The organism is Ottowia pentelensis, assembly GCF_964341695.1.
Genome location: NZ_OZ224513.1, coordinates 2788319 through 2800718, shown reverse-complemented (window position 1 = coordinate 2800718; position 12400 = coordinate 2788319). Strand labels below are relative to the sequence as shown.

Below are 12400 nucleotides of genomic sequence, written 5' to 3'. Positions count from 1 at the left end.
AAGCCACTGGCCGTCTCCGTGTTGACCCGCCCCTTTGAGTTCCGGCGGCGGACCATGCTGGGGTTTTCAGGCATCGTATTCATCGGGCTGGAGGAGGCACCTACCGTATTTTCCGAAACGCAACTTTGGCCATTCTGGGCAACACGTCCCGAGTCATCGCTCCCGCTGGACGAGTGCATTGCCCGTACCCGAGCCGAGTACCTGATCTCGGGCGTCGCTTATCCCCACGGCGTTGACCGGCGCGGATGCGCTGTCGAAGCGTCGGTTGGCCGGCTTCGCAAGCAACTCATCGTGCGGGGGGACCGATATTGGGATGGCTCCGTGCCTTCCGAGGCAGCCCCTTTCGAATCCATGCCGCTGACCTGGAACCGCGCCTTTGGCGGAACCGGTTTGGCCGACAATCCTGTGGGAAAAGGCTGGGCCGGCGATGATCGAGGTAGCACGGCCATCCGCTGGCTGCCAAACATTGAGGATCCGAGCCGACCTTTGACCGATCCCCGAGCCGTGGCCCAACCCGTCGGATTCGGGCCGATCGATCCCACTTGGCCGCAGCGCACGCGTTACCACGGCACCTATGACGATGCTTGGCTGAAGACGCAGTTTCCCGCCATTGCTGCGGATACCGATTGGCGCTATTTCAACATGGCGCCCGAGGACCAGCAGCAAGAACAGCCATTCACCGGTGTGGAGGAGTACACCTTTCACAACATGCATCCGATCGATGCCCATCTGTCGGGGCGGCTTCCCGGGTTGCGAGTGCGCGCCTTCGTCACACAGAGCGCGGACCGTGCGGAAAAGTTCAAGGAAATCAAGACCCGATTGAACACGCTGTGGTTCTTTCCCGATGTCAAACGAGCGGTTTTGGTCTTTCAGGGCATGCACGAAATCGCTGAAGACGATGCCTCCGATGTTGTACATCTGCTGGCAGCACTCGAATACGCCGACCAACCACGCTCAGCCCAGCACTACCTGAACGTGCGAGACAAGCGTCTCGACAAGGAAAGCGGTGCCATCGAAGCATTGCGCGAGGAGGATTTGATGCCTGCGGATCTGGTGGTACCACTGGTCAATTTCACGCCCAAGGAAAATCGTGCTCTGGAGCGCAGCCTGAAACGCGCAGAGGCCGAGCGCGCCAAAGGGCGGGCCGAGGTGGCCAGACACGGCTTGGATCCGGATGAACATGCTCCGCCGCTCCAAGGCAGGCCTCCCCCCGAGATTCGTACGTTGGACGATCTCCTGCGTGTTCGCCGCGAGGCCGACCAACTCATGGTGCATGCCAAAGCACGCGCCGAGGCCGAGACGATCAAGAGCGTGAGCGAAGCCAAGGCCGTGTTCGAGCGCGAAGGCAGGGATTTCAGCCTGATCGAGCGAGAAATGGCAGGCCTGGAAACCCGAGGGCCGCCCAAGCCGTTTGTCGATGAATTGCTGCATGGCTTTCACGGGCACATCGCTGCCGGCCAGAACAACAAGGCAGGCATCGCGGAATTGGAGCAGATGGCAGTGGACGGCAAGTTGCATGCGCAATGGCGCTCCGGCGAAGCCGGGCAGCTCGCTGCTTACCGGAGGACGGCTCACTACCAGAGCCCCGTTGACCGCGTGCACGGTACAGCTGCGCAGGCCACGCGCCGCCGGGTGCTGGACCGACAAGCTGCGGGCGGCGACTTTCGTGGATGGGATCTGACCGGCGCCGACCTTTCCGGTCTCGATCTTTCGGGGGCCGACTTGGAAAACGCGCTGATGGAACGTGTCAACTTGACGGGCACGATCTTGAGCGCCGCCAATCTGCGCAATGCGGTGCTCGCGCACGCAGACCTGCAGTCGACGCAATGCCGGCAGGCGGTATTTGCCAACGCGAACCTGGGTGCCGCGCGCATTGAGAAGGCAAGTTTTGAGGGCGCTGACCTGAGGGGCGCCATTTTTGCGAAGGCTGACCTGATCGAGGTCAGTTGGCGCAACGCGATCATCGACGACGTGCAGCTCGAAGAGGCCAAGATCAACGTGCTCGACTGTGGCGGCGCGCGATCCGACACGATGATCACGTTTCACCAATTCGATCTGCGCAGCTTCAATTTCTCCCAAGCGCGGCTACGCTTGGCGGTTTTCGTCGCATGCGACGCCAGCGGTGTCGACTTCAGCGGCTCCGTGTTCGAGAAATGTGCGTTCGTTACGCTGAAAGCTCCTGGCGCGCGATTCGGCGGCTTGCGCATCGACTCTGGCTGTTTCGCGCAGCAATGCGATCTGCGCGGGGCGGACTTCAGCGGCGCTGTTCTGCCAAACCTGAATTTTCGCGGTGCCCTACTGGCGGAGGCGATGCTGGAAGGGGCCGTCCTGCACGGGTCGGATTTCAGCGAATGCGAGCTTGGCCGGGCCAGCCTGGCGCGAGCCGATGCACGCGAGGCGCGTTTCGTGCGCGCCCGTCTGGCGGGCACGTGCTTCGATGGCGCGAACCTGATGAATGCAGTATTCCAGCACGCTTGGCTGGAAGACACCGACTTTCGCCACGCCAACCTGTTTCAGAGCGATTTCGCACGAGTCCGGGTCGCCCCTGGTGCTCGTTTCGACGGCGCGCTCTGCACGCGCATGCGTACACTGCCGCGCCGCCTGGGCCACGCGCCAGGAGAGGGGGCGTGATGACACGCGATGAAGTCCTGCAAGCGGTACAGGAATCAGAGTCCGTGCGTGAAGAAAATTTCACAGGCTTCGATTTCTCCGGTCGTGACCTGTCGGCTACGCTGTTTGAGCGCTGCGACTTCACAGGCGCCAACTTGGAGGCTGCGGATTTGACCGACGCGCAGTTCCTTGGCTGCACCTTCGCGCGCTCGACCCTGAACCGCTGCCACGCCAGGAATGTGGTTTTCGTCGAAACGCATCTCGAGCGAGTGACCATGACCGACACAGCGTTGGACAACGTCAGCTGGCTGAAGTGCGATATCAAGGGCTTGGCGCTGGTGCGCTGCACGCTGGATCTCGTCAACTTCGCCGAATGCGAGCTCGATCGCCTGCTGTTCGACGACAGCCGCCTTGAAAAGGTCACGGTGGCCAATTGCCGTACTGCCTCTCTCAGCTTCGCCCGCTGCGCGCTCGAGCGTTGCACGCTGCTTGAATGCGATCTGAGGAAGGCTGACTTTCGAGGCTCGTCCTTCAATACCGTCGTGATGGTCAAGAGCATGCTGGCCTCGCAATCCTTCGCTGGGCAATCGATGGTCAACGTGCAATTGATTGGTGCCGATCTGACGGGTTGCGATTTCTCGGGCGCCCATCTAAAGCAGGCGAACTTCCAGCAATCGAAGATGCTTGGAGCAACGTTCAAGGATGCGCAAGCGGCTGGTGCGCTCTTCGTCGATGCGCAGATGGAGGGTGCCCGCTTCGAGGGAGCCGTGCTCAGGCAAGCCCTGTTCAACGGCGCGCAGGCCAATGACTGCCGTTTCGACGGGGCCAATCTATATCAGACCAACTGGACCGGTGCGAAACTGCCGCGATCGAGTTTGCGCGACTGCGACCTGACCTACGCCGATTTTTCGCATGCCGTGCTCGACGAAGCCGATCTGCAGGGCTGCACGCTGTACCGCGCCAAGCTCCACCAGGTATCCGATCGCGGCACACGCTTTTCCGACCGGGCCCGCGCGCTCGAATTCGATCCCGATCTGCTGGCGGCTGAGCGCTGGCGGCCACCCGCATGAAAGGAGGCTTCCCGAATGGAATCCAAGGACGAAGTCGCACTTGAACAACCGAGATCGGATGCCATACCGGGTACGGCGCTCGTGGTGCAAACCGACATCACGAACGACCGCTATATGCTGAGGGCAGGCAACCACCTTCGCCTGGCCGCACGTGCTCGCAGTTGCCTCGTGCAACCCCGGGTGGGCGATGTCGTGGGCTGCATGGAGATGGATGAAGGCGGGTTCTACATTACCGCCGTGCTCGATCGCCCCGGTGGCGAGCCACTGACGCTGCAATTGCCGCCGGGAACGGTGATCCAGTGCGAAGCAGGTGCGCTCGAATTGCGCGCCGACACGCTCGCACTGCATGCTCGAGCGCTCAGCGTGCAAGGAGACCAGGCGCACTTGAGCGTGGAGCAGGTGGTAGGTGTCGGCCAGCGAGCTTCATGGTCTTTCGGCGTCCTCAAGTTGACCGCGGAACTGGTGGAGTCGTTCGCCGAGCGTCTGCTCCAGTTCTCGCGATGGAGTCAGCGCGTGGTCGATGGCCCGGATCAGGTGCGTGCCCGGCAGATGGATTACCGTGCTGACCAAATCATGCAGCTGCAGGCACAGACGTTGATCGCCAACGCCGACACGCTGTTCAAGGCCGACGGCCAGCAAATTCATATCGGATGAAGGAGACGAGTATGTTCGCGAATTGCCAGCTCATGGGCATGGACATGGCCTTTCCGGATGTCTGCCTGACGCCTTCGCCACCCGGTGTTCCGGTGCCCGTGCCTTACCCGGACTTCGCGGTAGGGCCCATGGCCGTGCCAAACGTGCCAACGATTCTGTTCTGCGGAGCGCCTGCGCACAACATGGGCACGACGATTCCCATGACCAACGGCGACAACGTCGGCCTGGCTACTGGAGTGGCATCGGGGACCGTCATGGGGCCAAGCCGCCATTTGACAGGAGCTTTCACGGTGTTGCTCAAGGGCTTACCGGCCACGCGCATGACCAGCGTCTCGTTGCAAAACAGTACCAACGCGCCGGGCTGCCGCCTGGTGCCGAGTCAGCCCAAGATTTTGCTGCTGGCGGCATGATGAAAGGCGTCGGATCCATAGGAGCGCGGGGGTGATCGACATCACAGTGGTATCACGGCAGGGTTCACCTTGCGTCGGCGTATCCGCGCGCTTTGGTGAGGATGGGGGCACCATCGGCCGCGCTGACACCAACACTCTGATGCTCAGCGATCCGGATCGAACTGTTTCGCGGGTGCATGCGCAGGTTGCCTTCCGCGACGGCGGCTACGTGGTGGTCGATCGTGGCAGCAATCCCTTGCAGTTGAACGGCAGGCCGGTCGGGAGCGGTAACGAGGCGCCGCTGAAGCCGGGCGATCGCCTGCTGATCGGCAGTTTCGAGCTGGTGGTCTCGCAGCCCGTCGGGGCCGGTGGCGGGTCGTCGGGTCTCGAGACGGCGGCGCTGCCGCCCGGCACGGCGTCAGCGGCGGACGACGATCCTTTCGCGGGCCTGCTGGACGGGCTGGTGTCGCCGCCAGCTGCCGCGCCCGCAGCGGTGCCTGCACCGTCTCCAGTCGATCCCACCGCGGGCCTGTTCTCCGATCCGCTGGCGGGCCCGACGCCCTCCGCGACAGGCGACGACCCGTTCGCCGGATTGCTGGGGTCTTCCGCGGCGCCGGCGGTCCCGGCCGCGTCGCGCGCGGACGACTTCTCGGACCTGGTCGCGCCCGCCCAGGGCGCCGGCGCCGAGTCCATCGACGCCCTGTTCGGTCTGGGCGTCCCGCTGGCCAACGACCCGCTGGCAACGTCGCCGTTGGATGGCCCGCTGGTGCAGCCCAACATGGCGGCCGCACAGGACCCGTTGGCCGCGTTGTCTCGGCAGGCGCCGCTGCGGCCCGACGCGCGTAGCGACCATTTGCCCATCGATGCCTTCGGGTTCGTTCCCCCGGCGACTTCGGTGTCATCTCCGGGGCCAGCGCCCACGCCGCCCGAGCCACGCTCACCCGTGGTGCTGCCGCCTTCGCCGGGTGGCGTGCCCGGCGCGCCGGCGATCGACCCCTTTGCCGGCTTGGACGACTTGGTGGTGCCGCCCGCGGATGCAAAGGCGGCTAGCCCAGCCGCGGCGGTCCCGACCATGCCCGTTCCCGAGCCACACACGCAGCAGCCGGCGCACCCGTCACCGGCCGCGCAGGCGCCGGTTGCCGCAGCACATCCGTCGGCGCTCGTGCGCGAGCAACGGCATGCCACTGTGCCGCAGGCGGGAGCGGCGCCAGCAGGGTCCGCCGAAGATGATGAATTGCTGACTGCCTTTCTACGCGGCCTGGGGCCGCTGCAGCAGCCCGTCGAGGTGCTGACGCCGGGCTTGATGGAGCGCATCGGTGAGCTGCTGCGTGCTTCAACCGAGGGCACGCTGCAACTGTTGATTGCGCGACAGGAGATCAAGCGCGAAGTGCGCGCCGAGGTGACCATGATTGCCGCGCAGGCCAACAACCCGCTCAAGTTCTCGCCCACCGTCGAGGTGGCGCTGGCGCACCTGTTGGGTCCCGGCATGCGTGGCTTCATGCCCGCAGAAGCTGCCATGCGAGACGCCTATCAGGATCTGCGTGCGCACGAGTTCGGCGTCATGGTCGGCATGCACGCGGCGCTGGAGCACGTCATCCGCCAGTTTGCCCCCGACGTGCTGGAGCAGAACATCGCCGCCAAGTCGCGGCTCGACGCCATCTTCTCGGCCAACCGCAAGGCCAAGCTGTGGGACCAGTTCGTCAAGCTCTACGCCGACATCGCGCGCGAAGCCGAGGACGATTTTCATGCGCTGTTCGGCAAGGCGTTCTTGAAGGCGTATGAAGAACAGATGACGCGCATGAAGGATGACCGCCGGGGCTGAACGCCCGGCCTGCCGGCATACATCGAAAGCGAGAGTACGCGTGGACATCCAGATTGCCACCCTTTCCGAGCAGGGCGGACGCGACTACAACGAAGATGTGTGTGGCCACTGGAGCGATGGCCGCTTCACCGCCTGCCTGGTGGCCGACGGAGCGGGTGGCCATGGAGGAGGCGATGTGGCGTCGGCGATCGCGCGCGACAGCATCCTGGACGGCTTTGTCGCTGCACCGTCGCTGGACCGGAATTTCCTGCGGCACTTGTTCGAGCAGGCCAACCGAGATGTGGTCACCAGGCAAGCCTTGGGCGGAAAGTTGGCGGCGATGCGAACCACCGCGGTCATGGCGGCGATCGACTTGAGCCTGCGGGCGCTGGTCTGGGTGCACTCGGGCGATAGCCGTGCCTACCTGTTTCGTGGTGGTGCGATCGTGGCCCGGACAACCGATCACAGCCTGGTGCAACAGATGGTGGCCGGCGGCATGCTGGACGAGGAGGCAGCGCGCCTGCACCCGCAGCGCAACATGCTGCTCTCGGCCCTGGGATCGGTGACCGAGCCGCCCGACATCGATGTGTCCGAGCGCATGCGGCTACAGCCCGGTGACGTCTTGCTTTTGTGCACCGACGGCCTTTGGGAGCCGCTGGGTGATGGGCAGATCGTGGAGGCGCTGCAGACATCACCCACTGCTGCACATTGGTCGGATGCACTTGATGCGAAGGTGCGTGCCCAGGCCAAGCCCGGACATGACAATTACACGGCGCTGATGCTTTGGGTCCTTGAAGAGGACCCGGAGCGCACGCGCATTTTGGGCAATGAGTGAAGGCCCCGGTGGTGGGGCGGAAGCAGTTGGAGGCTATCTGGCCTGTGGGCGATAGGCCGTGATGGTGCCCGTAATGGAAATCTCCACAGTGGTCTTGACCGTGGCCATTTCCATCTTGCCGTTGTCCTGTCTTTTCATGGACTTGTGGACCGTGGTGGGAGGAGGGTTCGAGTCGGTCCACCGTATGGAGGTGGAACGAACCTTTTCATGGTGCCCGCCGTGGTTTTGTTCCAGCACCGCGAGGACGCCCCCGGCTTGGTTGCGCGACAGAATGGCGGTGTGGTGGGGGTGACCGATTTCGGTTTCGGACTCGTTGTCCCATCCCGAGTCATCTGCAAAAGTGACATCGATGACGGTTTTGGTTTTCATCACGTAGTCACGAAATTGCAGGATGTCGCCGGGCTGAGAATCCTTGAGTTGGACCTCGGTTCCCCATATGTAGTCATCGTCAGGCCCCGTGGGTCCGTAGTCGGCTGAACTCTTGGCGCCCGCATTCTTGAGGGCGCGGTCCGCCAAGTCCCAACACTCGCCGGCGCCGACCTGCTTGCCGATCTGGCCGTTGGCCCAGTTCAGCACCGTGGGGCCCAAGTAAGCCATCACGCGCTCCTTTTGTTGGCGCTATCTGCCGAGTCGGCCGCGACGAGGGTGCGGCAGACCTGGGGCTCAGAGCTTCTTGTTGGCAGCGATGTCCCAACCCGCAGTCTTGGTCGCGCCAGCCGAACCGTCGGCGTTTTGCGGCGTGTACTCGAACTTGATCTTCGCGAAGTTGAGACTGACGCGTTCGGTCAGGCGTTCCTCATCCTTGGCGCCGCCGGTATGAACACTTGAGACGAGCACGGTGCTCATGGTGATCTTCACGTATTCAACGGCTTCCTTGCCGGCCTTGCGGACCACCAGGACGGCTTCGTTGTAGTGCTCGCCGTTGCAACAGGCCAGCAGCAGAGCGTGCGATGCCGAGTCCACATATTTGGTGACTGACAGATCCCCGGCACTCACCTTGCCGGAACCGCCGCCAGTGCCGATGTGGGTGGTGCCGCTTTGCGTTGCCCCCCAATCCCAGGCAAGGACATCGATTTCCTTCTTGTGCTTGTCGTCGGCAGACTCGCCTTCGACGCCACTGATCTTCAAGAACATGTCGACAGCCATGATGGTCACCTTTCAGGAGTGGGATTTGGTTGCTCGCTCGGCCCTTCGCTGGCTCATGGCACAGGCGATGAAGGCTGCATGGAAAACGAATTCAACGCTGCGTTATTGAAAAGCCGGGTTCGATTACTTGGCCGTTTTGGCAGAGGGCAGCTTCGATACCAGCCGCAGCGACACCGTCAGGCCCTCCAGTTGGTAGTGCGGGCGCAGGAAGAACTTGGACGTGTAGTAGCCGGGGTTGCCCTCGACTTCCTCCACCACCACCTCGGCGGCGGCCAGCGGCTTGCGTGCCTTCGTTTCTTCCGACGAATTGGCCGGATCGCCATCGACGTAGTTCATGATCCACTTGTTCAGCCAGCGCTCCATGTCCTCGCGTTCCTTGAAGCTGCCGATCTTGTCGCGCACGATGCACTTCAGGTAGTGCGCGAATCGGTTGCAGGCAAACAGATAAGGCAGGCGCGCCGCCAGGTTGGCGTTGGAGGTGGCGTCGGGATCGTCATATTCGAAGGGCTTGTTGAGCGACTGCGCGCCGATGAAGGCGGCAAAGTCGCTGTTCTTGCGGTGGATGAGCGACAGCAGACCAGCCTTGGACAGCTCGGCCTCGCGCCGGTCGCTGATGGCGATCTCGGTGGGGCACTTTTGGTCCACGCCGCCGTCGTCGCTGGGGAAGGTGTGCAGCGGCAGGTTCTCCACTGCGCCGCCCGATTCGATGCCACGAATGCGCGAGCCCCAGCCATACAGCTTGTACGAGCGGTTGATGTTGGTGGCCATGGCGTAGGCCGCGTTGGCCCAGGCGTATTTGGAGTGATCGGCTCCCGCCGTGTCCTCCTCGAAATCGAATTCCTCCACCGGGTTGGTGTGGGCGCCGTAGGGTGCACGCGCCAGAAAACGCGGCATGCACAGGCCCAGATACTTGGAGTCGTCCGACTCGCGCAGGCTGCGCCAGGCGGCGTATTCGGGCGTCAGAAAGATCTTGGTCAGATCGCGCGGATTGGCCAACTCCTGCCAGCTCTGCATCTGCATCAGGCTGGGGCTGGTGCCCGTGATGAAGGGCGCATGCGCCGAGGCACCGATCTTGGCCATCTCGCCCAGCAGCTCGACGTCGGGCGGGGTCTGGTCAAAGTAGTAGTCGCAGACGATGGCGCCGAAGGGCTCACCACCGAACTGGCCATACTCTTGCTCATAAATTTTCTTGAACACCGGGCTCTGGTCCCAGGCCGTGCCCTTGAATTTCTTGAGGTTCTTGGCCAATTCCTTCTTGGAGATGTCCATCACCCGGATCTTCAGGTTCTCGTCGGTCTCGGTGTTGTTGACCATGTAGGCCAGGCCGCGCCAAGCGCTTTCGAGCTGCTGGTAGTCGGGGTGGTGAATGATCTTGTTGACCTGCTCGGTCAGCTTGGCATCGATCGCGGAGATCATGGCCTGGATCGAGCGCGTGACATCCTTGCCGATCAGCTGGGTCTGGCTCAAGGCCTGCTGGGCCAGGGTCTGGACGGCCTGCTCGACGGCGCTCTTGGCTTCGTCGCTGCGCGGTTTGAATTCTTTCTGCAGCAGCGATGCGAAGTCGCCGCCGGCGTATTCGACGTCCTTGAGGGCGCTTTGCTGGGTTGCTTCGGCCATGAGGTTCTCCTCTCTCGTCGATTCGGGGTCAGGCAGCGCCGCCGTCTTCAGCCTGCTTGGCGGATGCCGCCAGCGACTGCAGCAAGGCCGGGTTGTCCAGCACCTTGGCCAGCAATTCCTCGGCGCCGGTCTTGCCATCCATGTAGGTGACCAGGTTGGACAACTGGTTGCGCGCTTCCAGCAGCTTGTTCAGGGCGTCGACTTTGCGCGCCACGGCCGCGGGGGAGAAATCTTCCATGCTCTCGAAGGTGAGTTCCACCTTCAAGTCACCCTCGCCGGTGAGGGAGTTCTCGACTGAGAAGGTGGTGCGCGGCTTCATGGCCTTCATGCGGGCATCGAAGTTGTCGATGTCGAATTCGAGGAACTTGCGCTCACCCACGGGCGCCAGCGGATCGGCCGGCTTGCCCGACAGGTCGGCCATCACACCCATCACGAAGGGCAGCTGGATCTTCTTTTCGGCGCCGTAAAGCTCGACGTCGTATTCGATCTGCACGCGCGGGGCGCGGTTGCGGGCGATGAATTTCTGGCTGCTTTGTGCCATGGGGTAGCTCCTTCTCAGGATTCAGGGCGGGGCCCGGTGATGACTTGAATGGTGTCCAGCGCGTTGGGCGCCAGGTTGGCCATGATGTCCAGAAAGCTGACGCCGATGAGTTGCTTGGCGCGGGCAATCAGCAGCGGCGCCGGGTTGCCGGGTTCGGCCTGCTCCAGAAAGTGGATGACCCGATCGAGCGTCTGCAGGGCGTCCTGCCGGGTGCGAATTTCCCCTCGCACGGCACTCGTGGACGTGCCCGATGGATCGCCTGCGGCAGCGACCGAAGCTTCGGATGTCTCAGACGCGCCTTCGGTACTTCCCCCCGCCGTGGGTGCGCCTTGATTCAGCACCTTGGCCACACCGGCCAGGCGCGTCAGGTCGATCGCGTTGCTGCGACCGCTGCGCTCGGCCACCCGATCGGCCATGCCTTGCAACAGCGGGCTCAGGGCGCGCATGGTTTCCGCGCGCTCCGGTGCGGCAGCCAGGATGTCGTCGAGGCCGCCCTGTACCACGGCGGGCGACAGTGCCGAGCCGTCGCCACCGGCCGCCAGCAGGCCGCGAGCGGTCGCCAGGTCGCGCACGCGGATGGGACCGATGCCGGCGGCAATGCCCAGGGTGACGTCGTACAGATCGCGCACCACCGCGCTCTCGTCGTTGAGCGCCGCCAAGGCGTTCAGGCGCATCGTGGGGTCGTTGTCGTCGTCGGCGTCGAGCTGGGGGTGCACGCCGTCCCAAAAGCGGTCGAGCAGGCCCGCCAGCAACCCGAGACCCAGGCGCGTACCCTCCAGCCCCTGGGTGCGCGTGGCGGCGCGCAGCAGCAGCACAGCGCCGCGCAGGTCCTTGGAGCGCTTCAGCAGGGCGACGGCCTGCGCCCCGATCTGGGCCCAATCGGGCTCGACCGCAGCGATGATGGTGTCGCCGAACTGCTGCTCGGGCTTGCCCAGCGAATCGGCGGCCAGCGCCATGAAGGCCGGGTCGTATTCGAGATCCGGCCCACAGGGATCGTCGGCCGCGATGGGCGCGAGCAGGTCGTTGACGAGGTCCGCAGTCAGCATGTTGCCAGTTCGCTTGGAGCAATCGGATAATCAAAGACGACACCCTCAGGGTCAATGCAACAAAGGAGATAGCGTGTCCCATGCCGATACCGTCCATTCGTCCTATGCGTCTGCAAGAACCCTGCGCCTGCCCGGGCGCCGGGGCTGGTTGCTGGCCGCTGCAGCCGGGGTGCTGCTGGCCGCCTGCGCGACGCCGGAAAAGCCGGTGACCACCCCCGTCACGCTGACCCTGGTCGCCGCCCCCGACACCAACCCGGATGCCCAGGGCCGCGCCTCGCCCCTGGTCACGCGTTACTACGTGCTGAAGGCACCGGGCGCCTTCGAATCGGCCGACTTCTTTTCCCTGCAGGACAAGGACACCGCCACGCTGGGCGCGGACCTGGTGCAGCGCGAGGAGGTGATCCTGCGTCCGGGGGAGCAGCGCAGCGTCCGCCTGACCCTGGCGGCCGACGTGAAGACACTGGGTTTCACGGGCGCATACCGCGACCTGAACCGCTCACGTTGGCGCCAGAGCATCGCCCTGACGCCGGGCCAGCCCCTGAATTTGACGGTGACTTTTGGCGCGCAGGGGATCGCGTTGGCGCCGCGCTGAAAATTTTCGGCTCGGCGTGCGCCGGAAGCACCCAAGGCCTAGTCCGTTTGGCCGGGCAGCAGCAGATTGTTTGCGCCCACGTTCCGGTTTATGGTGGCC

At 63.9% G+C, this 12400-nt stretch carries 12 protein-coding genes; 7 read left to right on the top strand and 5 right to left on the bottom strand.

Annotated elements, in window-relative coordinates; translation table 11 throughout:
* Nucleotides 1-18: 18 nt before the first annotated feature.
* The 6 genes from ACWHMB_RS13530 to ACWHMB_RS13505 are packed head-to-tail and all read left to right on the top strand — an operon-like array spanning nucleotide 19 to nucleotide 7359.
* The gene (locus ACWHMB_RS13530; RefSeq protein WP_377478937.1) at nucleotides 19-2631 is read left to right on the top strand and encodes a DUF2169 family type VI secretion system accessory protein; all 2613 of its coding nucleotides are present in this window, start codon (nucleotides 19-21) and stop codon (nucleotides 2629-2631) included.
* Nucleotides 2631-3680: a pentapeptide repeat-containing protein gene (locus ACWHMB_RS13525; RefSeq protein WP_377478935.1), complete on the top strand. Its 1050-nt coding sequence runs from the start codon at nucleotides 2631-2633 to the stop codon at nucleotides 3678-3680. The genes ACWHMB_RS13530 and ACWHMB_RS13525 overlap by 1 nt, the downstream gene beginning before the upstream one ends.
* Before the next feature lie 15 nt (nucleotides 3681-3695).
* Nucleotides 3696-4334 (top strand): DUF3540 domain-containing protein, encoded by a 639-nt coding sequence (locus ACWHMB_RS13520; RefSeq protein ID WP_377478933.1) that lies wholly within the window; start codon nucleotides 3696-3698, stop codon nucleotides 4332-4334.
* Between the two features lie 11 nt (nucleotides 4335-4345).
* Nucleotides 4346-4744 carry a DUF4150 domain-containing protein gene (locus tag ACWHMB_RS13515; protein WP_377478931.1) on the top strand — a complete coding sequence of 133 codons (399 nt, stop codon included), beginning with the start codon at nucleotides 4346-4348 and terminating at the stop codon, nucleotides 4742-4744.
* 31 nt (nucleotides 4745-4775) lie between these two features.
* Nucleotides 4776-6545: a type VI secretion system-associated FHA domain protein TagH gene (gene tagH / locus ACWHMB_RS13510; protein WP_377478929.1), complete on the top strand. Its 1770-nt coding sequence runs from the start codon at nucleotides 4776-4778 to the stop codon at nucleotides 6543-6545.
* A 40-nt stretch (nucleotides 6546-6585) separates the two neighbouring features.
* Nucleotides 6586-7359, top strand: a complete 774-nt coding sequence (locus ACWHMB_RS13505) for a PP2C family protein-serine/threonine phosphatase (RefSeq protein WP_377478927.1) — start codon at nucleotides 6586-6588, stop codon at nucleotides 7357-7359.
* A gap of 33 nt (nucleotides 7360-7392) precedes the next feature.
* On the opposite strand, the gene ACWHMB_RS13500 is transcribed toward ACWHMB_RS13505, so the two are convergent.
* The 5 genes from ACWHMB_RS13500 to ACWHMB_RS13480 all read right to left on the bottom strand — a co-directional run bounded on the left by ACWHMB_RS13500 (nucleotide 7393) and on the right by ACWHMB_RS13480 (nucleotide 11709).
* Nucleotides 7393-7956: a hypothetical protein gene (locus ACWHMB_RS13500; RefSeq protein WP_377478925.1), complete on the bottom strand. Its 564-nt coding sequence runs from the start codon at nucleotides 7954-7956 to the stop codon at nucleotides 7393-7395.
* 66 nt (nucleotides 7957-8022) lie between these two features.
* Nucleotides 8023-8505, bottom strand: a complete 483-nt coding sequence (locus ACWHMB_RS13495) for an Hcp family type VI secretion system effector (RefSeq protein WP_377478923.1) — start codon at nucleotides 8503-8505, stop codon at nucleotides 8023-8025.
* 123 nt (nucleotides 8506-8628) lie between these two features.
* Complete coding sequence (gene tssC, locus ACWHMB_RS13490) at nucleotides 8629-10122, bottom strand: type VI secretion system contractile sheath large subunit (RefSeq protein WP_377478921.1); 1494 nt, start codon at nucleotides 10120-10122, stop codon at nucleotides 8629-8631.
* A 28-nt stretch (nucleotides 10123-10150) separates the two neighbouring features.
* A complete protein-coding gene (tssB, locus tag ACWHMB_RS13485; RefSeq protein ID WP_377478920.1) occupies nucleotides 10151-10663 on the bottom strand; it encodes a type VI secretion system contractile sheath small subunit in 513 nt (170 codons plus the stop codon).
* Between the two features lie 14 nt (nucleotides 10664-10677).
* Complete coding sequence (locus ACWHMB_RS13480; protein WP_377478918.1) at nucleotides 10678-11709, bottom strand: type VI secretion system protein TssA; 1032 nt, start codon at nucleotides 11707-11709, stop codon at nucleotides 10678-10680.
* Between the two features lie 73 nt (nucleotides 11710-11782).
* Here ACWHMB_RS13480 and tssJ point away from each other — a divergent pair, with 73 nt between their 5' ends.
* Entirely contained in the window at nucleotides 11783-12301 is a 519-nt protein-coding gene (gene tssJ / locus ACWHMB_RS13475; protein WP_377478916.1) for a type VI secretion system lipoprotein TssJ, read from the top strand.
* Nucleotides 12302-12400: the final 99 nt, after the last annotated feature.